Source organism: uncultured Victivallis sp. (assembly GCF_944391105.1).
Classification (GTDB): domain Bacteria; phylum Verrucomicrobiota; class Lentisphaeria; order Victivallales; family Victivallaceae; genus Victivallis.
This window is the reverse complement of the sequence record NZ_CALXSK010000005.1, coordinates 75,367-99,648: the sequence shown is the minus strand read 5'-3', so window position 1 is coordinate 99,648 and position 24,282 is coordinate 75,367. Positions and strand designations below refer to the sequence as shown.

Here is a 24,282-nt window from a genome sequence, read left to right as displayed (position 1 = left end):
ATGGAATATACGAATCGAATGCTTCTCAAAGGCAATGAAGCCGTGGTCTACGGCGCGCTGCTGGCGGGATGCGAATGCTTTTTCGGCTACCCGATCACTCCGGCCAGCGAAATCGCCCATACCGCGGCGCGCGGCTTCCCGAAGCTCGGGCGCACGTTTCTTCAGGCGGAGTGCGAAATCGCCGCCATCAACATGGTCATGGGCGCTGCCGCAAACGGCCGGCGCGCGATGACCGCGAGCTCCGGACTCGGAATCAGCCTCAAGCAGGAGGGGATCAGCTATCTGTCCGGCAGCGAACTGCCCGCGCTCGTGGTCGACATCATGCGCGGAGGCCCCGGACTCGGCAACATCGGTCCGGAACAGTCTGATTACAACCAGGTCGTCAAGGGCGGCGGTCACGGCAGCTATCACTGCATCGTGCTCGCGCCTTCGTCGGCGCAGGAGATGTGCGACTTCCCCCGCCTCGCGTTTGAACTTGCGGAAAAGTATCGCATCGTCGTCTATCTGCTGACCGACGGCGTGATCGGCCAGACCATGGAGACCGTGACGCTGCCGGAACCGATTCCGGCACGGGCGGAGATTCCGGAGTGGGCGCTCGACGTGAGCCGTCCCCGTACGAACATGATCAGCTCGATCTATCTCGAACACGACGATCTCGAGGCGCTGAACCGCAAGCTCCAGGCAAAATACGCCGCGATCCGCGCCGCCGAACAGCGCAGCGAGGAGTACCGCACCGACGACGCCGAAATCGTCCTCATCGGGTACGGCATCTCCGGACGGCTCTGCCGGTCGGCGGTCGACGAACTCCGTACCAAGGGCATCAAGGCGGGGCTGCTGCGGCCGATCACGCTCTGGCCGTTCCCGGTCGACGCGATCCGTGCGCTCAGGCATGTCAAACAGTTCGTGGCGGTCGAAATGAGCGACGGGCAGATGATCGACGACGTGAAACTTGCGATCAACTGCGACCGCCCCGTCCATCTCGTCAACCGCATGGGCGGCAACGTCGCAACCATCGACGAAATCGTGAATCGCACCATCGACGCCCTCGGCGCGAAGGAGGCATGAGTTATGGAGAAAGAGAAGATTCTTTACGGCCGTTCCAACGGCTTTTTCCCAAGTTTTGAGCGCCGTCCGGGGCCGATCAAGACGAATATGCACTACTGCCCCGGTTGCGGACACGGGATCCTTCACAAGCTCATTGCCGAGGCGATCGACGACTTTGGGATCAAGGATAAAACGATCATCATCGCCCCGGTCGGCTGCGCCGTGTTCAGCTACTACTACTTCGACTGTTTCGGCATTTCCGCGCCGCACGGGCGGGCGCCCGCGGTCGCGACCGGCCTCGCACGGGCGAATCCCGAAAACCTCGTCATCTCCTATCAGGGAGACGGCGACCTCGCGTCGATCGGATTCAATCACATTCTGCAGGCGGCGAACCGCGGCGAAAACCTCGCGGTGTTCTTCGTGAACAACGCGATCTACGGCATGACCGGCGGCCAGATGGCGCCGACCACGCTGCCGGGGCAGAAGACCCAGACCTCTCCGCTCGGGCGCAGCGTCACGAGCGAAGGATATCCGTTGAAAGTCTCAGAAACGGTCGCGGCGCTGGACGCTCCGGTCTACGTCGAGCGGTGCGCACTCTCGACGGTGCAGAACATCCGCAAGGCGCGGCTCGCAATCCGCAAGGCGCTGACCAACAGCATCGAACGCAAGGGGTTTTCGCTGGTCGAACTGCTCTCGGGCTGTCCGGTCAATTTGAAGATGAACGCACGGGACATGAACGAATTCCTCGACAACCAGATGAGCCGCTACTTCCCGCTCGGCGTCTACAAGGACACGGCCGAGAGCCGTGACCCGATCAGCCGCCCGACCGGCATCTACGAACCGCAGGCGGTACGGGAGTTGCTCTATCCGGTCCGGGTCGCGGACGGTGTGAGCGAGTCGTTCCGCAATCCCTCCCGCATTTTCCAGTCGGAACGGCGGATCAAACTCTGCGGATCCGGCGGCCAGGGGGTGTTGAGTCTCGGGTACATGCTTGCCACGATGGGCAAGCTGCGCAACTTCAACGTCTCGTGGCTTCCGAGCTACGGACCGGAGATGCGCGGCGGCACGGCGAACTGCTCGGTTGTGCTCAGCCGCAACCCGATCGGCTCACCGCTGGTGAGCAAAGAGTGCAACCTGCTCATCGCGCTGAACGGCCCCTCTCTCGAAAGGTATCTGCCGACGCTGAAACGCAACGGAATTCTGCTCTACGATGAGTCGAACGGCTCCTGCCCGGATGAGGTGCTCGACCGCGTGATCTACACGCTGCCCGCCTCGGATCTGGCCAAACAGCTCGGAGACCTGAAGTATGCGAACTCCGTGCTGCTCGGCGCCGTCGCGGTCATGATGTGCGACCTCTTCCTCGACGAAGAGGACAAGGCCGACTTCGACCGCGTCTTCGAAGAGGCGATCATGGATTGCTTCCACGAAAAGGAGCACGTGGTCAAAAACAACATCAAGGCTTTTTACATCGGAAAAGCCAATGCAAGGCGGATCCGCAACTGAAGTGGGAAACCGGCAACCAACACAAGGAGAAACGGCATGGAAGCTCTGGAGACAATTCTGTCCGCAATTGTGGTACTGTTCCTTCAATGCGCGATCGGAGGCCTGACACTGCGTCTCGGGTCAAAAATCACCAGAGCCGAAGTGACCTGGCTTCAGGCGTTTCTGATTGCGCTGGCGGGAACACTGGTTGCTCTGGTTCCCTTCGTCGGCTGGATTGCGAGCTGGATCGTCATGTTGTGGCTGCTGAACAAGTGGTGCGACTGTGAACCATTCCCGAGCGGAGTGCTGCTGATTCTGGTCTCCCGCCTGCTCCAGATTGTTCTCGGCTTCAGCCTGAGGATTCTGTTGTCCTCTCAGACCGTTTAGCCGCATAAAGGAGAAAAACAAACTATGTCAACCGGAGTGTCAATCCTCGTTGCATTTCTGCTTTACGGGGTGTTCGGATTCCTCGTATTCTTTCTCGGATCCCGGCTTTCGAAGCCGGTGCTCTCGTGGAAAGCGTCGCTGCTGGTTACGGCTGTCGTGACCGTGTGCGGGATTATCAACATCTTCGTGCCGCTCGCAGCGGTGCTGCTGGCGCTGGTCGTTGCACTGGTTCTGCTCATCGTGGTGTTCCGATGCACGGTGCTCGCGAGTCTGGCCATGACAGTGGTGAGTCTTTTTGTACCGGCTCTCGTCATCGCCTATGTGAATTCGTTGCTGGGCTCTCCGGTGGCGTAGCGACATGGAGTGGCTGGAAGCTGATTTGCAATTGCTGTACCTCATCGTCGCACTCGGCGGGCTGCCGTTTGCGGCGGGGGTGCTTCTTCTGCGGTTCGGCGGGAAACTCCTCGGTACGCAACTGCACTGGAGCCAGGCGGCGATCCTGTCCGGCGTGATGGTTCAGGGATTGCTCATCCCGTTTTTCGCCGGCATCATCGGCGCCGTGTTTCTCGCAGCGCTCCTTGTGCACTGGCTCGGAATGAAGTTCCTGCGCGGCGCTCTCCCGCTGACCATCGCGGTCTGGATTGTCGACACGGCTCTGTTTCTGACGGGCCGTTTTTTGTTTTTCCACCATTTCTGAACGTCGTTCGACCGAGCCTTTTCCAATACCGGCTTGATTTACGGAAAGCGGATTAAGTATAACAAAAACATCACGTGGGAGAAATCGATCATGAACAATGCAGACGGCATGAACTACGCTCCGGTCGGCAAACCCGCACCGGTCGTGAAACCTGGCGAATTTCCATTCGCGGCAATCGGCCTCGATCACGGCCATATCTACGGCATGACCAACGGCCTGAAGGAAGCAGGCGCGACCTTGAAATGGGTCTACGACCCCGATCCAGCCAAGGTCGAAGCCTACCGGCAGCAGCACCCGGAAGCCGTGGCGGCCGCGTCCGAAGCGCAGATTCTCGACGATCCCGCCGTGAAACTCGTTGCCGGCGCCTGCGTGCCGGGCGACCGGGCCGCGCTCGGAATTCGCGTGATGCAAGCCGGCAAAGACTATTTCACCGACAAGGCGCCGATGATCTCGCTCGAACAGCTCGACGCAGCGAAAGCCGCCGTACAAGAAACAAAGCGCAAATACATGGTCTGTTACAGCGAACGCCTGCAGTCCGAGAGCGCCGTCTATGCCGGAGAACTCATCAAGCAGGGCGCGATCGGCCGGGTTCTTCAGGTGCTCGGAATGGGACCGCACCGACTGAATGCGCCTTCGCGTCCCGCCTGGTTCTTCGAACGGGCCCGGTACGGCGGAATCCTCTGCGACATCGGCAGTCACCAGATTGAACAGTTTCTCTACTACACCGGCGCGACCGACGCCCGGATTGCTTCAAGCAAGATCGCGAACTACAACCATCCGGAGTACCCCGAACTCGACGACTTCGGCGACGCCACGCTGATCGGCGACAACGGCGCAACCGGTTACTTCCGCGTCGACTGGTTCACGCCGGACGGACTGCGCACCTGGGGCGACGGACGAACCTTCATCCTCGGGACGGAAGGATACATCGAACTGCGCAAGTACCTCGACATCACCCGCGACGACGGCAGCGACCATGTTTTCTGGATCGACGGCAGCGGGGAGCACTATTTCAACGCAGCAGGGAAAGTCGGCTTCCCCTACTTCGGGCAACTGATTCTCGACTGTCTCAACCGCACCGAAAACGCCATGACCCAGGAGCACGCTTTTAAAGCTGCGGAACTCTGCATCCGCGCCCAGATGCAGGCTGTCAAGGTCGAATAATTCACCTCAAAAAAACAAAGGCCGGAACGGCATTACCCGCCGTCCGGCCTTTTTCATGTCCCGGGCTGAAATTATTCGCCCTTGCTCTCGACCACGGAAATCTGTCCGTTGTCGTTCGGATTCTCGACCCGCTTCTTCAAATCCTTGAAGAGCCGGACCGTGTCACGCGCTCCGCCGATCAGGAACCAGAAGGTCGAGATCACCCCGATGATTCCGGGCATGAAGAGCGAAACAACATAGAAGTAGTTGTTCCACCACTCCTTCGGCCACGGCCAGAAGATATTCCAGATCGCCACGATCACAAATGTTCCGATCAGCTGGTAGATGAAGGTGTAGCAGAACACCGACCAGGCGATGATTTTGTCGCCCCGGGTGTACTCCGGCGTAATGCCGATCAGCATGCGGAAAATCGCAACCGGATTCCAGCTGATCTTCTGCTGCGTCGCCTCTTCCGGATTGTCGCAGTATTTGCCGCGATGCAGGAGTTTGTCCAGATCGTAGGGTTTGTAGGTCAGGTACGAACCGATGATGTAGCTGCCGACCGCAAGCATCATCGAGATGAAGAAGATCTCATAGGAGTTGATCGGGAACTTCACCGGATCCATCGACCACTGAATCCACGGATCGAACGGCGAACTGATCGCCACAAGGAAATCGTTCATCGGGCTGACCCAGTTGTTCCGTTCAAACCACGGATAGATCAACGTCGCCCAGTTGCGCTGGAAAATCAGCCCGAGCAGCGAGGACCCCGATCCGAAGATGATCGCACACCACGCACCGGTCAGATTCCCGAACCGGCTGTAAAGGCCGAACACCATGATCGGTCCCGCCCCACCGAGCCACAACGCACACATGATCGTCACGAACATGTTGATGTAGTCCAGCTGCGAGAAGAACAGCGCCACAACCAGGAAGAAAAGCGTCACCCCGAGTGAGGTCAACCGCAGCAGCAGCAGGTGCTTTTTCGGGGAAAGCCGGGTCTTGATGAACGGGAGAATCATATCCTGCACAATGCAGCCCGCCGCATTGAAAATACGCGAATCGTCAGTCGAAATCAGCAGCATGATCATCAGCAGACAGAACAACCCGAGCATACCGATCGGCAGCACGTTGCTCAACACCATCGGCATCATCTGCTGCTGATAGAGAGTGCGGAACTGCTGGAACTCACGGCGCGCCTCCGGCGTATCGCCGAGTTGCTCACGAACGACCTTGAAGTAACGGGTGTCGAGGTTCTCCTGCTGCGAAAGCGGCTTGTCCTGCCCGACAATATGATGCACAGGGGGGATCGCCCGAACCGCGGAGGAGACCTCTGCAAAGCGGTCGCGATCTTCAATCACCTCATCGAGAACCCGCTCCGAAAGCCGCTGGCGCAATTCGTTGTTGGTGACCCGGAACCGGTTCGACGCATCGTGTTCGGAGAAGTTGCCGCTGTTCATGAAGACGTAGACCAGCACGGCGACCAGCAGCATCATCAGCGTCGAAAACCCGTTCCGCCAGGAGCCGAGAATACCGGCCATCTTCTGTTCGTGCGGCGTGCGGCCGGAGTTCGTGGTATCGTTCCCGATCCAGCTCGCGCGGTTCAGAATTGAACTCGTCAGCGTCACAACCAGCGCAAAGACGTTGAAGTCACGCAGCTGCGCAACATCGTAGGGATTCATAAAGCTCTGCTCAGGAACACGATCCCAGAGGATCGGGGAGATGTCGACATTCCAGGAGAATTTCAGCAGAATAAATCCGACGATCATCACGAAGATCGGGTAAGAGAGCAACCCCTGGAAGCAGTCCGTCACCAGCAGGGAAATTCGGCCGGCAGGCCAGATGATCAGCAGAGCCAGCGTCAGGCACATCACCACGATGATCGCATAGCAGGGCAGACTCACGCCCCCGATCATGATCTTGTGCGGCAAGCCGAGATAGTAGATGAAGAAGTTGGTCGCGATCGCCGGTCCGAGCGCATTGGTCACCATCTCGGAAATGGTACTGACCGTCGCAGTCACCACACGGAACGCCTTACTGCCGTACCGGAGCTCAATGAACTGCCCCTTTGAAAGACAGCGGGTCTGCCGCCAGCGGTAGGTGCAAAATCCGGTCAGAGCCAGCACGATTCCGACAGGTGCAATGATGTTGTTCCAGAAACTGATGCCGTAGCCGGTCTGATAGTTCTGTTCGCTGCCGGCGACCAGCGTAATCACGCTCAACCCCGCAGTCAGGTCGCCAACGGAAATCACATAGCGCCCGGCGACTCGACCCGCGGCGAGAAAATCCACCACGCCGCGGACATATTTTCCCGAATAAAACGCCATCCCCAGAATCACGGCCAGCGGGATGATTACGATACACCAGTCCAACCAATGCATTTTTTCTTTGCGCCCTCTTTTCTTCTGCTAACTCCGACTCCATCTCCCGGCAGAGTTCTCTGTTTATGGAGAATCAGAGATGCGCAGCACAGCCGTCAGCAGACAAAAATTCCCCCTCCGCAACGTAAGGAGGAACCTCCCCCCATGCTGTCCGTGCAGAAATTCGTCTGTGTCACCGACAAGCGCTCATCCCCCCGCCGCCAAAACACAGAAGGCCCTTCGACAGGGCCTCCTCCGCCATCAATATATCACACATCCGGCATTATGCAAGAGGAAAAACAGAAAAACCTGTTAACCAAAATAAAAAACGGATGGAGAACTTCTCCATCCGATTCCCGATCGTAAAAATCGCTGTGGCAGGAGGATTATCTGGTCTCCCCGGATTTTTCATCCATCTTTCTGACGGTTTCCTCTTCGGCCTGCGCCATCGCAGCCTGGTCAACCAGAGAAATCTGACCGGACACGCGGCCGTCGTCGAGCGGATTGTCGATACGTGCCTCAAGGTCTCGGAAAAGCTGTATCGTATCCTTCGTCCCGCCCCAGAAGAACCAGACCGTGGTAATCACACCCGCAATCGCCGGAATCAGCAGCGTGGTGATGTAGAAATAGTAACTCCACCACTCCAGCGGCCATGGATAGATAAGATTCCAGATCACAACCAGGACAAACGTGATGCCGAGCTGGTAGACCAGGGAATAACCGAAAACCGACCATGCGATGATCCGGTCGCCGAGCGTATACTCCGGCGTGATGCCGATGAGCTTGTTCCAGACGTTCTTCCATGTCCACTTCGAGTGGATCTTCTTCTCGTCTCCATCCACGTTGTAGATGCCGCGGTGCAGCAGCCGGTCAAGGTTGTAGGGTCCCTTGTAGGTGACGAACGATCCGATGACATAGGCGGCAATACCGGCAAGCATCGCGATGAAATAGATCTCAAACGAATTGATCGGGAACTTCTCCGGAGTCATTTCCCAGACAATGTAGGGCTCGAACGGCGAAGAGACCGTTGCAAGGAAGTTTCCAACCGACTCATCCCACCCCTGCGTCACCAGAAGCGGATAGATGTCCTGCGCCCAGTTGCTCTGCAGATAGATTCCGGCGATGGATATTCCGGAACCCGCGAAAATCGCGGCAAAAGCCCCGGTCGTATTGCCGAACCGGCTGTACAACCCGCCGATCATCACCGGCCCGGCTCCGCCGAGCCAGATCGAACACATGATCGTCGTGAACATGTTGATGTAGTCGATCTGCACGAACAGCAGACTGAACATCAAAAAGAACACCGCAACCCCCACCGAACACATGCGAAGCCAGAACAGATGCTGCTTCGGCGTGAACGCCTTCTTCTTGAACGGCATGATCACGTCCTGAAGAATCGTGCTCGATGCGTTGAAAATACGCGAGTCATCGGTCGAAAGCACGAGCATGATCATCAGCAGCCCGAAGAGTCCAAGCAGTCCCACAGGGAAGGTCTTGCGCAGCGTGATGGTCATCATCATCTGCTGATAGATCGTGCGGAACTTCTGGAAGGTGAAGTTGCCGTCACCATCGCGACCGACCGCGTCCTGTACGGCGTCGAACACCGGAGTGTCAAGATTGTCCACGCGGGAAAGCGGCGCATCGACGCCGATCTTGTGGTGTTGCGCGGGAATCGCCTGAACGGCCTTCACCACCTCGGCGCGTTCCCCCGCATCAGGAATCGTCTCCATCGAAACCTTGTCCGCAAGCGTATCACGGATGTCTTTCGCGCGGTCCGCGTAAGTTTCGTGGTTCATGATCGTGATGACCATGACCGCGATCACCATGAGCATCACATAGGCGAATCCATTGCGCCAGGCGCCGAGGATTCCCGCCATTTTCTGCTCGTGCGGCGTGCGGCCCGAGTTCGTGGTGTCGTTGCCGAACCAGCTTGCCCGGTTCAGCACGGTGGCAAAAAGGTTCACCACCAGAGCGAAGATGTTGAAGTCACGCAGCTTGGAAACATCGTAGGGATTGAGGAAACTCTCCCCGGGGGCGCGATCCATCATGGTCGGAGCGATCGCGCCGTCCCAGGAGACATTCGCGAGAATATAGCCGACGATAATCACGAACACCGGGTAGCAGAGCAATCCCTGGAACGTATCAGTGATCAGCAGCGAAACCCGGCCGCCCGGCCAGATGCAGACCATCGCCATCGACATCAGAAGCACGAGGATGATCGTAAAACACGGTATCGAAAGCCCGAAAATCGAAACGCTGTGCGGCAGCCCGAGAAAGTAAATGAAGAAGTTCACCGCGATCGCCGGCCCGAGCGCATTCGTAATCATCTCGGAAATCGTCCGCAGCGCGGAGGCGAAGATGCGAAATGCCCGGTTGTAGCGCATCTCCAGAAACTGTCCGAACGAGAGCGCCTTCGTTTCACGCCAGCGGTAGACACAGTAACCCGTCAGCGAAAAAACCACCCCGAGCGGCGCAACCAGCTTCCCCCAGAAATCCACCCCGTAACCGGTCTGGTATTTCGCTTCGCAGAGAGCGACCAGTGTAATGACGCTCAAGCCGGCGGTCAGGTCTCCCACCGAAATCACATAGCGCCCCGCCACACGTCCGGCGGCAAGAAAGTCAACAACTCCGCGGACATATTTCCCGGAATAAATCGCCAATCCCAGAATGACGATCACGGGAATGATCATGATACACCAATCGATCCAATGCATTTTCTCCTAATTCCTCTTTCCTTTCAGGTTGATCTTCATAAATCCGGCGGGCTGATTCCCCCTGCCCGACGCAATTCCGGATATGATGATTCTGTGCGACACCCCCCTTTTTTCAACCCGAACCCCGCAATGGGTTCCCCGTATCCAGCGAAAGTTCTTATTATCTCATAAAGATGAAAACGCATCCGGCCGTTTCCCGGCGACGTGAATTTTTCCGTTCACCACCGGAAACCGCTGGAGGCGAAACTCATGACACACGTATGCAATTTTTTAATATGTCATGCAAATTTTGAATTTTCAAACTCCTGCAACGCGGATATCCGCTTTGTAAAACTCACCCCTTGACCGCTCCTGACGACAGCCCGCGGATGAACAGTTTCATGCAGAAGATGAAGAGCACCACCAGCGGGATCGAAGCGATTGTATAACCGGCCATCAGCTGTCCCCAGTTCTTCGTATACTCCCCTTCCAGGTGAAGCAGTGCCACCGAAATCGTCTGAAGGTTCGTATCGCGCAGATAAAGCAGCGGAGACACGAAGTTGTTCCACTGGCCGATGATCGAAAGGATCCCGAGCGTGCCGATGATCGGCATCGAAAGCGGAATCACCACATGCCAGATCTGATAGAACATGTTCCCGCCGTCGATCTCGATCGCATCGAAAAGATCCTGCGGGATATCCTCGATGAAATTCCGCAGTACGAAGATGTTGAACGCCTGTCCTCCCGCGATCGCCGGGATGATCAGCGCAAAATGAGTGTTATAGAGCCCGAGCGACGTGATGAGTTTGAACATCGGCACCATGTTCGCCACCGACGGGTACATCATCAGAATGATGAAGACTCCGAAAAGAAACTTCGACCCGGGCATCTTGTAACGCGCGAAGAAGAACGCCCCCACAATCGCCACCGCCAGCGTCAGCACCGTCGCGGTGATCGCCACGAAAGCGGTGTTGAAGATCGTTCCGCCGAGGTGGTCCCAGCTGAAAAGATAATTTTCCCAGTGGAACGGGGCCTCCGGAAACCACGGATTCCGGGCGAACTGCTGGTTGTCCTTCAGCGAAATGTTGATCATCAGATACATGGGGACAAAGGCGAAAAACAGCACAAGCAGAATAAACACGTGCTTGAAAAACTCAACGGTTCTGGATCGTACCACGCGAGCCATTTGCCAAACTCCTACTTTCTAACCCGAACGAAGCGGTTGTTGATCAATGTCAGGACGAGCGTGACCACAAAGATCACAAAACCGATCGCGCACCCGTAACCGAAGAGCCCGCGCGCAAACGCCTCCCGGAAAATCAGAAGCCCCGGAACCGTCGCAATGCCGCCCGGCCCGCCGTCCGCGCCGAGAAACAGATAGATGTTCTCCCAGCTCTGGATCGTGCCGATAATCATCAGGATCAGATTGATTCTCACCTGGGTCATGATCAGCGGAAGTTCGATCTTGAAGAAGACCGTCAAAGGCCCCGCGCCGTCGATCTCCGCCGCCTCATAGACATCCTCGCTGATCCCCTGAAGCCCGGCGAGGTAGATCAGCACCCCGAACGCGCCGACCCACGGGAACCCCATGAACACGAGCGACGGGATCACCAGCAGCTCGTCCGACAGCCACTGAATCGTCTCCGTCGGCGAGATGAATCCCATCATCCGGAGCAGATTGTTCAGAATTCCGCTGTTCGGTTCATAGAAGTATTTCCAGATCAGAATGCCGACCATGCCCGGGATGATCATCGGAATCACAAAGAGAATCCGGTACAAATAACCCATCCGATCGCTGATCACATGGTGCAGCACCACGGCAACGATGATCGGCAGCGCCATCTTCACAATATTCGCGACCACGAAGATCGTCACCACAAAGAAACTGTGCAGCAGCGACGAATCGCGCCACATGCGCACGATGTTCTGGAACCCGACAAACTCCTCGACCGTGTCCCCGTCCCAGCGGTAGAACATGTGCCACATGCCGTTCACGATCGGATGATAGCTGAACACCAGCACCAGCAGCAGCGGAAGAGCGATCAGCAGATAGGCCGGCCAGTAATAACGCAGTTTCCTGAACGGGACTTCAATTGCCATTTTTGCCGTACTCCTTCAACTTCCCGAGCTCTTCCATTAAGAGGATATTGGCATCCACCGCCCGGTAACGGCTGACAATACCTTCGAGGTTGATGTTCGAACGCTGCAGGAACAGACCGATTTCGGAAGAGTCCGATTCGGAAAGAATCACCCCCACCGCGAGCGCCGAGCGCGTACCGTCCATGCTCCAGAGATTCCGCTGAACCCCGTAGGTCGCCTCCTGGATCTCGTCGAGGGTCTGTTCTCTGTCATGGAGAAAGTCGTTCCAGAAAAACGCCTTCGGATCCTCCGGCTGACGGATGATGCTGTTCTCCAGACGCTGCAGGGAGAGCCGGTTCGTCAAGGATCCGATCGAAGTGAACGGGGAGGAGACCGCGGTGTGGCTCGTGTTTGTGACCGGCTCGAACTCCTTCATCACGCCCTCGTATTTGACCTCTTTGAGCGAGGACATCCATTTGCAGTGTTCCACCATGACGAGCTGATTGATTTCCCAGCTCGTAAGAAACTGAAGGAAATCAAGTGCAAGTTCGAAGTCACGGGTCTTTTTCGGGATGCCGAATCTCCCCTGAATGCCACTGCCGAGTTCGGTGATCCGCCCGAACGCCTTCGCGCCGAGCCGGTGTTCCCTGTCCAGCATCGGAATCTGAATCACCCGGACCGGAAACGGAGCGTTGTTGATCATGCTGAACGCGTTCCAGGTCCCGTCGATGAAGAACGCCACGTTTCCGGCGAAAAAGAGATACTTCGTCTGTTCGAGGTCGATCGCGGGAAATCCGTCGGCGAAATACTGCCCCACTTCCGTCACGACCTCCACCGGTTCAAGCAGCCGGTCCTCACTGAGCTCTCCTGCGTTGATCTGCCGGAAAAGCTCACCCGGCTGAGTCCCGTAACCGTACCGGGAACCCGTGTCGGAGAGATCTGTGCAGAGTTCCGAATAATAGGTTCCGAAAATCTGCCCGATGGTTCCCTTGTCAAACCCGCGCACCCCGATCGGGATGATCGGCCGGTTCTGTTTGACGCCATACTCCTTGAGTTTCCGGCACGCGTCGAGCCAGTCGGTCAAAGTGTCGGGCAGCTCGGTCTTCCCGGTCGCCTCCTCGTAAAGCTTCATGTTCACATAGAGCCGGGTTGTGTGCATAAACGTGCATACCGAGAAAAATTCGCTGTACGCCGTGTCAAGCGCACTTAACATGTCGTCCGCAAAACTTTCGCGCCAGCTCATTTTCTCCAGCGGCGTGCCCTTGTTCCACGGATTCGGGCTGCCGATGTAGGGCGAAAGCGGAGTAAAATACTGATTGAGGATATCCGAACTGCCGGTCACTTCCAGAATGTCGGCCGGATTGCCGCCGATGAGCTGCGTGAGAAACCACTGCGGATATCCCCGCACCGGAATCGCGACCTGCCGGACCTTCACCTTCACGCCCTGCCCGGCCTTGCGTTTCTCATATTCGGCGATCGCCGCGTCGATGCCCTCACGGAATCCATCCTCCAGCTGCCAGTGGGCGATGGTGATGACCCGGGTGTCCGGAGAAAACACCACGGACATTCCGCCGCAGTTCCGGATCACCATCACAACGGAAAGCACGTAAAACAAAACGGCAAGCCAGAGTCCGAGCTTCTGAAATCTGCCGGCGCTGTAAACTTCGTCCCTGTTCCTGTCGCTCATTTTCCGCCCTCGCCGAGTTCTTCGAGGAAGCGTTGCGCGACCGCGGCCTGCCCGGAATAGGGATAACGTTCCAGATACTCCCGGTAATATTTGACCGCCATCGGCTTGTCACCGATCTTCTTGTGGTAGAGAAACGCCAGCCGGAAGAGTCCGCTGCGGTTCTCGCTCGGATTCGCAAACCCGGTCTCATAGCCTTCCCGCAGATGGCGGACGGCGTTTCTGTAGTCGTTCTTCAACCGGATATACTCGTATTCCGCCAGCAGATGAACCGGGGGGAGCAGCTTGGAGTCCCCGGAAAAATCGCGGATGAAAATTTCGAGTTCCTCAAAGGCCGCCTCCTGCAGTTCCGGCGTCTCAAGGCGCTCGCGGATCAGATAAAGGAACGCGTTGCGGGCGGCGGAACTGCCCGGAGCCATCTTCATGACCCGTTCAAAAATCTTCACATGGTCGTAACGGTCGCCCGCATCGCCGTAGAGTTCGCGGCGCTCCTTCATGAGCTGGGCTGTCCGCCCGAGCGCGATCCCCGCCTCAAGCCGGTAATCCAGCGGCATCGATTCGCTGACAAAAATGCCTGCGAGGGTCGACTGCCCGCGCCTGATGTTCTGCCGGCTGCGATCATAAAGATCGCACAATCCAGAAATCAGCTGTCCTTCCGGCGTGTCCGGAATTTCCGCGGCGAGCTTGCCGGCCAGTGTGTAATCCATGGCGGCATAGGCTTTCAGAGCCTCACGCGGCGTATTTCTGTTCGCTCCGGACTCCCCGGCTCCGACGACTCCCACCCCCGCAAGAGTCACGGCCAGAAACCACAACGGGTTGACCATCACACCTCCTTTGTTTCCACGATTTCGGAAAAACCGTTCGCTGGTCATATTCCGGAATCCCCCATGCTCCGGAATAATACAATTCGGCATCTTTTAACCATAGCACGGTTTTCGTCAAAAGTCAACGTGCGGGCGGAAAAAAAAATCCGTTCTCCGGCCATGGTTTTATCCGGAGGTCAGTCGTCGACCGCGTACCGCCTGACCATGTAGCGTCTCAGATATCCGGACAGTTCGATCCGTCGCGGCGGCGAAAGTGTCGGATGTTTTTCCACAATCGCCAGAAGTTCGGCCGCAGTCGGCACGTCGTCCCTTCCGATCACTTTCCCGCGGCGCAGTTTGCGCAGCAGCCGGCGGTACTCTTTCTGGAGTTTCCGCCGTTCGGGCGTGAGAAGATCCGGGGGACGCCGCCTGCGATGGTAGAGCAGCATGCGGAGAACAAATCCGATCAGGAATCCGATCACGCATCCCCAGACCGGGTGCGTCACAAGATAAGCCATCGCCTCCCAGGCCAGCATCAGCAGTCCCACCGCTCCGTCCGCGAAATGCCCGCGCCGCAGACTGCTCAGCATCTCGACCCACACGAGCCGCAGGTAATCCCCATGGCTTGAAACGCGCTCCTGCCAGGAATCAGGCCGGGGGGCGGCTGCGGTCACACTCGGCGGAGTCGTATCGATGACAACCCATTTCCGGTTCTGACGATCATACGCCTCCACCCACGCGTGAGCGTCGCCGTAGCGGGCGATAAAATATTTTCCCGAGGGGTGCGGTTCATTGCAGATGAATCCGCTCACATAACGGGCCGGGACTCCCGCACTGCGCAGCAGCAGCACGGTGGCGGAAGCGAACAGTTCACAGTGGGCGCGGCGCCGCTCCGTCAGAAAAAACTTGACGGGATCGCCCGGACGCCACCATTGGCGAAACCGATTGCGGCTGCGCCCGGCGACCGCGTCAACCGCCAGACGGCCGGCGGCCCGCATCCCCATCCGGACTCCCGGCTGCCGCTCGATGCGGCGTTCGCCGCCTTCCGGGGAGAATCGCCTCTCCGACCGGGCTTTCCATTCGCGCACAGGTTCGGACTTCGGTCCCTGCCAGTCCAGAGAGTATTCGAAATTGCGGTCAAAATACTCCTGAAGTTTCTGAAAACGCTCGGCATCGGTCGTACACATCGCCAGCCCGAGCTCATCGACGATCCCGCCGAGCACGGATTCGATTTCACGCGGAACCTCAAGATACTCCGGCCCGGGACGGGCCGGGAGCTGCATGGCGCTGTCGCCGCCGGGGGTGTCAGCGAAGACGGTATATCCTCCCTCCCGGACAAACTGCTCGACCTCGATGCGGCCATCCCGAAACCGCAGTACCCGCGACGCGATCAGCGAAATGGAGACCACATCGCCCGGCACGGCCAGCACATTTCCCTGCAAAGAGTCATCCGGATAAAGATCCCAGGCATTGACGGTTTTTTCCATCCGGCTGACCGAGTAGAGCTGCTCGGCCGCAAACGATCCTTCGGAGATCGTCGTGGCGAGCGGAGTGCCGAGCGCCTCCTCCATGCTGTGCCACACGCCGCGATCGTAACGATGGAACGACCGGCTTCTCAGATAGCCGGGCGGCATGGTGCCGACCGCCCGCAGCGCAACCCGGTCGGCCATGGAGAAATATTCCGGAGGCATGGCCTGCATCAGATTCGGGGAAGCCCCCAGCTGCATGGCATTCCCTCCGGTTTTGTAAAGCTGCCGGATGCCGACGCGCAGCAGGGCATTTTCCAAACTGCGGAAAATATTTTCATTCTGCCGATACCCCCGGAACTCCAGATAGATCAATCCGCAGATCCCGAACAGTGCGAAAATCAGGAGTCCGTTCCGGCGCCAGTTGCCCCGTTTCGCCCCGGAACGGCTGCCGAACAGAATCGCGAGAATCGACAACGTCATCGTCCCCCCGTAAAACCACGGAAAAAGCGAAACCATCCGGCTGACCTCGTTCGCCCGTTCCGAAACCAGTCCGTCCAGCCGGATATCGCCGCCGAGACCGAACGAGAACATCGCTGCTGCCGCGGCGATGCCGATGACATGTTCCCGGCGGCGGAAACCGGCCGCGAGTGCGCCGAGATAGAGCGCGAACGGCACCGAAAGCGCCGGCCGCGAAAAGATCGCCATAAAACCGAATCGATCCTGCTTGAGCGGAGCGAGGTAATTGCCGAAGAGAGTGATCGCCATCGCCAAAACCGTCAGATAGATGATCGAGCGGTCGCTGATCCGCCATCCCTTCGACTTCAACGAAGAAAACACCAGCAGAAGCACGGTGAGGACCAGAACATGCGGAAGCTCTGCGATCACACTGAAATAGACCGCGGCGGGCAGCAGAATCGCCGCCGACCATAAAACGATTTTCCTCGATTGATCCATCTTACAGCTCTCTCACCGTTCCGGACCGGATCGCCTTCGGAGAAAGGGCGACCCACTCCGGGGGCAGTTCCGACGGAGAGTCGGAAATCAGAAACACCCGCAGCGACACATCGCTTTCCCGCAACCGCTCCACAAATCTCCTGCGCTCCGGATCATCTCCGATCAGGATCACCACCGCCCCCCCGACATCAGCCAGATCCCGGAACACGTCCGGTTCAAGCTGGGGCAGAGCGGGCTCCAGTGACGGTTCGATCCCGCTTAAAATATCGCAAACCGCTTCGAAACTCGTGGTTCCGCGCCCGGTTTCCAGGTGGTGAATTTCCAATCCGACGGCGAAAAGTTCCACGGCGGCCTCCCCGCGCGAAAAATATTCCGCCAGGGCCGCGGTAAGCTCCAGCGCCGCCTCAAGTTCCTCCGACTCCTTCGGGTGTTTCCGAAGCCGCTGCATCAGGGTCGGAGGCGGGACGTAGGTATCGGTCACGAGAGCGATGCGCTTGAGTTCATCCTCTTCAAACTCCTTGACAACAAACGAGCCGAGCCGGGCGGTTCCCGGCCAGTCGATCCGGCGGATGTCGTCGCCGTCCCGGTAGTCGCGCACGCCCATGAGCTCCATCGATTCGCCGATCTTCGAATACCGCGCCATTCCCTCTGCCTGATTTCGCGCTCCGAGCGGCAGTTTGAATTTCGTCAGCGAGGTGAAAGCCGGATAGACCGAAAGCACCCGTGCATCCTTCCGCCACCGGCAGCTCCACTTGATCAGATTGAACGGGAAACGGGATTCGACCCGGGCCGTGTATACCAGGTAACGCCCGCGCCGCCGGGCATAGACGCGGCTTTCGAGTTTAGCCTCGGCTTTCGGCGGCAGCTCCCCCAGCACGGCGGGCTGTTCGATCACGAGTCCCGGACCGTAGTTGAAGGGATCGGCCCGGAGATCCCAGACGGGAAAGCGCCGGCGGTTCCGCAGAATGAATTGAATTTTGAACTGCGATTTCGCCCGGACCCGGTCCGGCATCAGCCGGACGATGTCCACCCGCGGCCGATACCAGAAGCCGAGAATCAACTCCATGAGAAAAATGGCCAGAAAAACCAGAACCATCATGCGCATCGGCGCATCCATCGCCACGGAGGCATAGCCGGTCAGTATGACTGCCGCCGGGACCAGATAGAAACCCGCCGGAGAGAGAAAGAGACGGGCCAGGCCGACCGTCCAGGCGAACAGCGCCAGTGTGCTGGAACGGTATTTCCGGCTGTTCCGGCGCAGGGCGCTGAGCTGAAACGTCTCGGGGCCGTCGAGAAAGCGGCTCAGTTTGCGCTGGATGTAGGCATCATAATCGAACATTCACTTTTTCTCCTTCTCCCCGTTTCCGGCGGGAATCCGGTAATCGACGGAAAGCTCGATCTCACCGTCAAATCCGAATGCGGCCGGATTCACGCTGCGGATCAGCCTCCGGTAATTGTCGTCCCGGATTTTGATCGTCCCGGCCGGACGTCCGACGGCAGAGAGGCTGAGCAACGCCCCTCCGGCGGGCTCGCGTTCAAACCGCAGCCGGAGCATCCGGCAGTTGAAATCCCGCAGAAGTTCCAGATAGATGCGTTGCCGGGAGGAGGAACTCTCCGATGCGAGCACGAAGGGTTCCAGCGCCTGCAGTTTCAGCCGTTCTCCGCCGGCGGAGGTCAGTTCGGCGGAGACGAGTTCCGGCCGGCGTCCATCGGAATAAAGCCGCCAGAACAGCATGCCGTCCGCCCGTCCGCCGATTGCTCCGGCATCGATGCCGAGCTCGCGCAGCAGTCCGCTCCACTCCAGACCGCGAATCACGACCCCCACCTCGACACTTGACATTCCGGGCCGCAGCGTAACCGGCGAAGAGAGCCGGATTCTGCCGCCCCAGATCCGTCCGGCTCCGCTCAGGATGTCACACTCATCCGGAGGCACCAGTCGAAAAGCCAGCATGCCGTTGCGCACGAGCGTCGTACCGGCGGAGAGCTCGCCGAACCGGAATTCTCCGCCCGGATTGCGGCTTCCTGCGCCGTTGCCGGGAAGCCGCAGCGTTCCGTAGAGTTTCCGCAGTTCGATCCCCGCGCCCCGGAGGGTGCCGTCCGAGGTTTTGAGTTCACAGCTCCAGTCACTCCGCGCCGGGGCGAATTCAAAATTCCCATGTCCGGAAAGTCCGCCCGAAAAACGCATGCCGGGTGCAGACGCGGCAGGCAGAATCTCCTCCAGCAGCAGCGGCTTCTCCAGGGTGATTTTTTCAAGTTCGTACTGTCCGGAGAGAACCCATTCCCGCTCGCGGGAGAATCCGCCCGAAAAACGGAGCGCCTCCCCCCGCCAGAAGCCGGACCGGCCCGTACCTTCGAATTCCAGCCGACCCTCGTGAAACCGGAGTTTTCCGGCGAGGAGGTCAACCACGTTTCCCGGCAGAACGGCCCGGCCGATCCGGAAAGTGCCGTCGCCGCGCACGCCGTCCGCGTTCCAGACCAGCGGCAGTTCGATCGAAATCTGCTTCCCGCCCGCATTCTGTTCCAACAAAGATCCGTCGGAAAGCGTGTAGTTTCCCTGGAACTCCCCCTCTCCGGAACGGCGGAGCGACAGCATCTGCCGCGCGGCCCGCAATTCCCGGGAGGCGGGGGCCGTGCCGAAACGCGCTTCAAACTCCTCCAGAACCGTCATGACCGAGGAAAGTTGCGAATGTTCAAATCCCGCCTCGCAGCGGAAGGCGCGGAACGTCCCATCCAGATCCCGGTTTTCCGCAACTCCCGGCGGCATATCGAACACCACGCGCCAGCGATCGGGCAGCAGCCCGGAGTCGCGCAATTCCCCGCTCCACGAGGCGTGCGCATCCGGTACGGTGAGCGTCCCCCCGAACGCGGAAAACGTCGTCCGACGGGAATCCATCCTTCCGACGAAATTGTCGCCGGGCTTGATCGAATTGCGGTCGAACCGCAGACTGAAGACGGGGAACGCCGCGGAAATTTCGCACTCGGGGTAGCGGAACAACGCGTTTTCCGCTCCTCCCGAGACCTGAAGTCCGGTCACCTCCCAGCCCCTCGAAAGCTCCGCAAAGCCGGAAAAACGCAGATCCTTGAGTTCCCCCGCACCGAACATGGAGCGAACCGGGTTGACCCGGCGGATCTCGACAGCCCCTTCGACCCGTGGAGGCCGGGATTCATCATGGACGGGATCGATCACCGAAGTGAATTTCCCCGAAACGCCTTCGAGCTTCAGTTTCGGAATGCCGCCGCCGTAGAGATTCACCCCCGACAACTCCGGTTCAAGCACCAGCAGAGAACTTCTTTCGCCTGCCTGGCGGGAAAACCGGAACGACGTCAGCACCGGAGCCGCACTCCAGGCGCTCTCGGGGTTCGCCCAGTCGAGCCGGGAACTCCGCAGCAGCCCGGTGAGTTCGAACCCGGCGGATTCGGGATTGTCGAAGTCAAAACTCCAACTTCCGGAAAGGGTGCCGGGTTGCGCTTCCAGCTCCTGGGGATTTCCGGGGGCGCGATAGGTCAGCGCCTCAAATCCAAGCGAAAAATCGATGCTGCCGCGGGAACGGGTTCCGCCGCCGGAGATCTTCGGAGAACGCCAGATGCAGCTGAACATGCCGAACGGCAGTTCGCCGCTCCAGCGCACCGCCCGGTCGGAACTCTCCGACTGCCGGAACATCCAATCTCCGGTCGTGCGGTTGTACTGTCCGTCGATGCGCATAACCCCGGAAAGTTCTCCGACCGGCGGAGAATTCACGATCGAAAAACGGATCTCCGGATCCCGGTCGCCGCCGGAGATGTTCAGCGCCCCCAGCGGCACTTCAAACGGCAGCTTCAGAACCGTCTCAGGCAGAACGATCTCCCAGGCTCTGCCCGGCCCGTGCCAGTGAAAATCCGCGCGGCTTCCGGGAGAGAGCGTCCAGAGTCCCCCCGAAATCGCTGTCTCCTCGGAAAAACGCAGTTCTCCCTGAAACGACTTGACCGGCTTGAGCCCTTTCAAATCGAGCTGTACAGCGCCACCGGCCTCTATCGGTCCGGAAAACAACAGTTCGCTCGGGGCCCGGCTGCCGAAGAGTTCGAGCAATTCAGGCGTGACGCGCCCGTGGAACTTCAGTTCGGCCGTCCGCCTGTCCGGGTCAAGCCGTCCCTCGGCTTCGATTCCGGGCTTCGGCATGGAGAATGCCATCTGTGTCACTCCCGCGCCGTCGGGCTCCCAGTGAAGGGTAAACGGCACACCGACACCGCGGCCGTTCAGAAAGACCCCCTCGACGGAAACCCGGACCGGCAGAGCATTTGCAAACGTCGATCCGGCAAAAACCGGCAGCAGGGCATCCCAGCGGGCGATCTCCGCCCCGCGAATCCTGACTGAAACGGGGAATCCGGAAGCATCCAGCTCGAATTCGGCGGATTCGCACCCTGCGGCAGGAACTCCGCCGCTGCGGTAAGTGAGATGTTTCACCACGAGCAGCCCGGGGGAGATCTCTTCGACATCCCCGGCCTCAAGCCCCTTCACGGAAGCGATCACAAACTCCGCCGCCCGTTCGGGAGAACGGCGCCAGTACCAGTACGCCGCCGCCGCCACAGCCGCGAGGAGCAGCATGAGCATCAGCACAAAACCAACCGGAATCCGGTAGATGTTCCTTCCGTTCCTCACAGCAGAATGCGCCTCCTCCGGCCGTCGTACTCCACGGTTCGGCACGGCTGCCAGGCACCTGCCTCCCGGAAGCAAAGCCGGCCGCCGCCATCAAGTCCGAACCGCCCGGCGGCGAAATCCTCCACCACGCGCGGCAGGACGACGTGATCCCCGCCGATCTTCAAGCGCTCGACATTCCGGGCGGCGATTTCACGCAGCCGGTCCCGGTAAGGCGCATGAGTCCGTGCCGCTCTGACTGCGGCGAGCGTCTCCACACTCTCCCCCTCCAGGTCGACCGGAATCGGGGCGGAAACCCCCAGCACCGGGCCGGAATCCATCTCCGCTTCGCCGTTCCCTTCGAACGGCTGAGCAAGGATCACGCTGCTGCGCAGAGAGTTGTGCCCGGCCAGAATCGCGCTCTCCACCGGGCGGAAATGCAGCCCGGCCAGAATGCGGCGTCCGTCGACCTCGACCGTCAAGTCGCCTGGATGGACATTCAGACACGGCAGGTCGGCCGTGATGTTGCACAGCGGAACGAACCCGGCCAGCACCCCGAAATCGATCGTGTGGGGAGCAAGCAGACGACGGAGCTCCTCCGTCCACTCTTTGCGGAGCGCCCGCCTCCGTTCCGAAACCAGCGAAATCGCCGACTCGCCGCGGGCGGCGTAAAACGCCCGGATATCATGCTCCACGAGCGGCACGCCCCACTGAGCGGAGAGAGCCCGGGCACGACTCGACTCCGGCGCGTCCGTGACGATCAGCGCGACCACGAAACCGCAATCGGGGTGTTCCGACCCATAGCGTAAAAGCGCCTCGGCATTGGTTCCGGAGCCACTCATGAACACGGCTGCGCGGGCCGGGCGACCCGAAGGAACAGAAAAAATATCATCAATCATCTGAAATCAAGGTTCTTACTGAAATTCAACGCCGACATTGTCACCCGTCCTCCCGGACAGGCCGCCGGGAAAACGGATGAAAAAACCGGGACGCGACACCGGGACGGCTGACCGGAACCGGTTTTCTCTTCTTATTAAAATGCCGTTTTTTTCGGAATCTTCAAGTAAAATCCCGTTTTTTTTTAAAGATCGGCCCGTTTTTTATTTGCTTGTCCGTCAAATCCTGTTATATTTTAACCAAACCGCAGGTTGATATGGTAAAAAACGGTCATCATACTGACAGGCAACGGGAGATTTCGCAATGAACATATCCAGATTTTTGAAAACCGGTCTTGTCGTTCTGGCATTGAGCGTATGCACGACGGGGGTGTTTGCCGCCTCTTGGTTCACCAACGGTCCGAAACGAGACATCGTCACGCTCATCGTCACCGCGAACTACAGGAATCCGCGGTTGATGGCGGAACTGATCATGAACGAAAGCCGCCAGCCCTACCTGCTGCTGCCCACACCTCAGAGCAGGGATCAGAAAATCATCTTCATACAGCCGAAAGGCCCGGCCCGGGAGGTTGCGCCCTCCAGTCTGCGGCAGTACATCAGCTTCCTGAATCCGCGGCGGATCGTGGTTCTCGGTGACGAACGTTATGTTTCGGATCAGTTTGTGGGAGAGTATCTCAAGAAACTCGACACACCGATTCCGGTTGTGCGGGTCGAGGGGAATGACTGGAACCGCATCGCGGAGGAAACGACCTATCTTCTGAGTCTGAGTCATCTCGGCGACAACTACAAGCGCCTGCGCGAAGAGATGGACAACAATTACCGGGCCACCCGCCGCACCATGCAGCAACAGCAGCTGGAACTCAAGGCCGCAAAACCGGAAGAGGCCGCGGATGACGAGGTCGTCGGAGAGGAAACCGTCGTCACGGAAGAGACGGTTCAGGAAGTCGCGGAATAAGGACTGCGTATGTTCAATTACTTCAAGATCACGGTCAACACCTTCAAGGAGTCGGTTCGCGAGCCGATCTATTTTCTGATGCTGCTCGCGGGCTTCATCCTGATCGGCTGTTATCCGTCGGCGGCGCTTTTCGTCTTCTCGGAGCAGTTGAAGCTTGTGGTCGACAGCTCGATGGCGACCGGTTTGATCTTCGGCCTTCTCATCGCCGTGCTGAGTTCTTCGCACACGGTCACCCGGGAGATGCGCAACGGAACCGTGCTGCTGCTGCTCTCAAAGCCGGTCTACCGCTGGACCTTCATCCTGGGGAAAATCACGGGGATCGGGCTGGCGGTGACGCTGTTCACGCTGCTGTGCAACCTTGCGGCGATCACTTCGGTCTACATGGCCACCGATCAGTTCCGTTTCGACATGGGAATTTTCTTTCTCTTCTTCGGGCTTCTGGTGGTGATCTGCGCCATTGGAATGCTCTTCAATTTCTGGCGCGGAAGCTCGTTTCCGGAAATTTCGACCTATGCGGCGGCGGTTCTGATCCCGCTTCTGGCGATCTACTGCATTCTGGTCAAGGAGCGTCCGACCGTTTCCCTCACCGACCTCTGCTATGCGCTTGTGCTGTTGAATTTCGCGGTGATCGCGATGTCGACGATCTCGGTTGTGTTCGCCACGCGTCTGGATTCGGTCGCGAATCTGTCGATCTGCACGGTGGTTTTCTTTCTCGGCCTGGTGTCGAGCTATCTGTTCCAGCGGGAGACCGATTCGGCGTTCCTGAATGCGGTGTTCTCGTTTTTCTATGCGGTTCTGCCGAACTGGCAGTTCTTCTGGCTGGCGGACGCGGTGGCGGTCAACCGCCCGATTCCGTTCAGCTACGTGGTGGACTGTGCCGTTTACATTGTTTTCTACGTGGCGATCTGCTCGATGTGGGCGGTGGCGATCTTCCAGAACAAGGAGATTGCCGGCGAGGGAGACGGCCGCATTTAAAGGTCGATCCGCAAAGCAATCCGCAATCCGGCGGCCGGCCAGTCAGGGG

General features: G+C 58.8%; 18 protein-coding genes. 8 read left to right on the top strand and 10 right to left on the bottom strand.

All coding sequences use genetic code 11. The features are described from left to right. The 6 genes from vorB (at position 1) to Q0K10_RS03270 (ending at position 4,774) form a co-directional block, all read left to right on the top strand. Positions 1 to 1,065, top strand: a complete 1,065-nt coding sequence (vorB, locus tag Q0K10_RS03295; protein WP_294503129.1) for a 3-methyl-2-oxobutanoate dehydrogenase subunit VorB — start codon at positions 1 to 3, stop codon at positions 1,063 to 1,065. A gap of 3 nt (positions 1,066 to 1,068) precedes the next feature. Beyond that, positions 1,069 to 2,547: a 2-oxoacid:acceptor oxidoreductase family protein gene (locus tag Q0K10_RS03290; RefSeq protein ID WP_294503126.1), complete on the top strand. Its 1,479-nt coding sequence runs from the start codon at positions 1,069 to 1,071 to the stop codon at positions 2,545 to 2,547. Between the two features lie 36 nt (positions 2,548 to 2,583). Next, complete coding sequence (locus Q0K10_RS03285; RefSeq protein WP_294503122.1) at positions 2,584 to 2,913, top strand: hypothetical protein; 330 nt, start codon at positions 2,584 to 2,586, stop codon at positions 2,911 to 2,913. A gap of 24 nt (positions 2,914 to 2,937) precedes the next feature. Further along, the gene (locus Q0K10_RS03280; protein WP_294503119.1) at positions 2,938 to 3,267 is read left to right on the top strand and encodes a hypothetical protein; all 330 of its coding nucleotides are present in this window, start codon (positions 2,938 to 2,940) and stop codon (positions 3,265 to 3,267) included. Between the two features lie 4 nt (positions 3,268 to 3,271). Further along, on the top strand, positions 3,272 to 3,610 hold the full coding sequence (locus Q0K10_RS03275) for a hypothetical protein (protein WP_294503116.1): 339 nt from the start codon (positions 3,272 to 3,274) through the stop codon (positions 3,608 to 3,610). A gap of 90 nt (positions 3,611 to 3,700) precedes the next feature. After that, positions 3,701 to 4,774: a Gfo/Idh/MocA family oxidoreductase gene (locus Q0K10_RS03270; RefSeq protein ID WP_294503113.1), complete on the top strand. Its 1,074-nt coding sequence runs from the start codon at positions 3,701 to 3,703 to the stop codon at positions 4,772 to 4,774. A gap of 71 nt (positions 4,775 to 4,845) precedes the next feature. Here the strand turns inward: Q0K10_RS03270 and Q0K10_RS03265 are convergent, their stop codons facing one another. From Q0K10_RS03265 to Q0K10_RS03220, 10 genes are all read right to left on the bottom strand, one after another. Then, a complete protein-coding gene (locus tag Q0K10_RS03265; RefSeq protein ID WP_294503110.1) occupies positions 4,846 to 7,134 on the bottom strand; it encodes a hypothetical protein in 2,289 nt (762 codons plus the stop codon). A gap of 365 nt (positions 7,135 to 7,499) precedes the next feature. Then, positions 7,500 to 9,827: a hypothetical protein gene (locus tag Q0K10_RS03260; protein ID WP_294503108.1), complete on the bottom strand. Its 2,328-nt coding sequence runs from the start codon at positions 9,825 to 9,827 to the stop codon at positions 7,500 to 7,502. Positions 9,828 to 10,161: 334 nt separating this feature from the next. Then, on the bottom strand, positions 10,162 to 10,992 hold the full coding sequence (locus Q0K10_RS03255; protein WP_294503105.1) for a carbohydrate ABC transporter permease: 831 nt from the start codon (positions 10,990 to 10,992) through the stop codon (positions 10,162 to 10,164). An 11-nt stretch (positions 10,993 to 11,003) separates the two neighbouring features. Beyond that, the gene (locus Q0K10_RS03250; RefSeq protein WP_294503102.1) at positions 11,004 to 11,906 is read right to left on the bottom strand and encodes a carbohydrate ABC transporter permease; all 903 of its coding nucleotides are present in this window, start codon (positions 11,904 to 11,906) and stop codon (positions 11,004 to 11,006) included. Continuing rightward, entirely contained in the window at positions 11,896 to 13,572 is a 1,677-nt protein-coding gene (locus Q0K10_RS03245) for an ABC transporter substrate-binding protein (protein WP_294503100.1), read from the bottom strand. The genes Q0K10_RS03250 and Q0K10_RS03245 overlap by 11 nt, the downstream gene beginning before the upstream one ends. Further along, positions 13,569 to 14,393: a hypothetical protein gene (locus tag Q0K10_RS03240; RefSeq protein WP_294503097.1), complete on the bottom strand. Its 825-nt coding sequence runs from the start codon at positions 14,391 to 14,393 to the stop codon at positions 13,569 to 13,571. The genes Q0K10_RS03245 and Q0K10_RS03240 overlap by 4 nt, the downstream gene beginning before the upstream one ends. A gap of 176 nt (positions 14,394 to 14,569) precedes the next feature. Further along, on the bottom strand, positions 14,570 to 16,795 hold the full coding sequence (locus tag Q0K10_RS03235; protein WP_294503094.1) for a transglutaminase family protein: 2,226 nt from the start codon (positions 16,793 to 16,795) through the stop codon (positions 14,570 to 14,572). A gap of 1 nt (position 16,796) precedes the next feature. After that, positions 16,797 to 18,134 (bottom strand): DUF58 domain-containing protein, encoded by a 1,338-nt coding sequence (locus Q0K10_RS03230; protein ID WP_294503092.1) that lies wholly within the window; start codon positions 18,132 to 18,134, stop codon positions 16,797 to 16,799. Then, positions 18,135 to 21,431 (bottom strand): hypothetical protein, encoded by a 3,297-nt coding sequence (locus Q0K10_RS03225; RefSeq protein ID WP_294503089.1) that lies wholly within the window; start codon positions 21,429 to 21,431, stop codon positions 18,135 to 18,137. After that, entirely contained in the window at positions 21,428 to 22,249 is an 822-nt protein-coding gene (locus tag Q0K10_RS03220) for a hypothetical protein (protein WP_294503086.1), read from the bottom strand. The genes Q0K10_RS03225 and Q0K10_RS03220 overlap by 4 nt, the downstream gene beginning before the upstream one ends. A gap of 358 nt (positions 22,250 to 22,607) precedes the next feature. Between Q0K10_RS03220 and Q0K10_RS03215 the strand changes: the two genes are divergently transcribed. Then, entirely contained in the window at positions 22,608 to 23,258 is a 651-nt protein-coding gene (locus Q0K10_RS03215; RefSeq protein WP_294503082.1) for a hypothetical protein, read from the top strand. Between the two features lie 9 nt (positions 23,259 to 23,267). After that, positions 23,268 to 24,233, top strand: coding sequence for an ABC transporter permease subunit (locus Q0K10_RS03210; protein WP_294503080.1), 966 nt, complete (start codon positions 23,268 to 23,270; stop codon positions 24,231 to 24,233). Positions 24,234 to 24,282: the final 49 nt, after the last annotated feature.

Excerpts from the sequence above, each read along its gene's own strand:
- Q0K10_RS03290 (WP_294503126.1), top strand. The coding sequence starts at position 1,069 with ATGGAGAAAGAGAAGATTCTTTACGGCCGTTCCAACGGCTTTTTCCCA.
- Q0K10_RS03220 (WP_294503086.1), bottom strand. The coding sequence starts at position 22,249 with ATGAGTGGCTCCGGAACCAATGCCGAGGCGCTTTTACGCTATGGGTCG.
- Q0K10_RS03215 (WP_294503082.1), top strand. The coding sequence starts at position 22,608 with ATGAACATATCCAGATTTTTGAAAACCGGTCTTGTCGTTCTGGCATTG.
- Q0K10_RS03230 (WP_294503092.1), bottom strand. The coding sequence starts at position 18,134 with ATGTTCGATTATGATGCCTACATCCAGCGCAAACTGAGCCGCTTTCTC.
- Q0K10_RS03255 (WP_294503105.1), bottom strand. The coding sequence starts at position 10,992 with ATGGCTCGCGTGGTACGATCCAGAACCGTTGAGTTTTTCAAGCACGTG.
- Q0K10_RS03235 (WP_294503094.1), bottom strand. The coding sequence starts at position 16,795 with ATGGATCAATCGAGGAAAATCGTTTTATGGTCGGCGGCGATTCTGCTG.
- Q0K10_RS03270 (WP_294503113.1), top strand. The coding sequence starts at position 3,701 with ATGAACAATGCAGACGGCATGAACTACGCTCCGGTCGGCAAACCCGCA.
- Q0K10_RS03275 (WP_294503116.1), top strand. The coding sequence starts at position 3,272 with ATGGAGTGGCTGGAAGCTGATTTGCAATTGCTGTACCTCATCGTCGCA.
- Q0K10_RS03245 (WP_294503100.1), bottom strand. The coding sequence starts at position 13,572 with ATGAGCGACAGGAACAGGGACGAAGTTTACAGCGCCGGCAGATTTCAG.
- Q0K10_RS03240 (WP_294503097.1), bottom strand. The coding sequence starts at position 14,393 with ATGGTCAACCCGTTGTGGTTTCTGGCCGTGACTCTTGCGGGGGTGGGA.
- Q0K10_RS03280 (WP_294503119.1), top strand. The coding sequence starts at position 2,938 with ATGTCAACCGGAGTGTCAATCCTCGTTGCATTTCTGCTTTACGGGGTG.
- Q0K10_RS03250 (WP_294503102.1), bottom strand. The coding sequence starts at position 11,906 with ATGGCAATTGAAGTCCCGTTCAGGAAACTGCGTTATTACTGGCCGGCC.
- Q0K10_RS03265 (WP_294503110.1), bottom strand. The coding sequence starts at position 7,134 with ATGCATTGGTTGGACTGGTGTATCGTAATCATCCCGCTGGCCGTGATT.
- Q0K10_RS03285 (WP_294503122.1), top strand. The coding sequence starts at position 2,584 with ATGGAAGCTCTGGAGACAATTCTGTCCGCAATTGTGGTACTGTTCCTT.
- Q0K10_RS03260 (WP_294503108.1), bottom strand. The coding sequence starts at position 9,827 with ATGCATTGGATCGATTGGTGTATCATGATCATTCCCGTGATCGTCATT.
- Q0K10_RS03210 (WP_294503080.1), top strand. The coding sequence starts at position 23,268 with ATGTTCAATTACTTCAAGATCACGGTCAACACCTTCAAGGAGTCGGTT.
- vorB (WP_294503129.1), top strand. The coding sequence starts at position 1 with ATGGAATATACGAATCGAATGCTTCTCAAAGGCAATGAAGCCGTGGTC.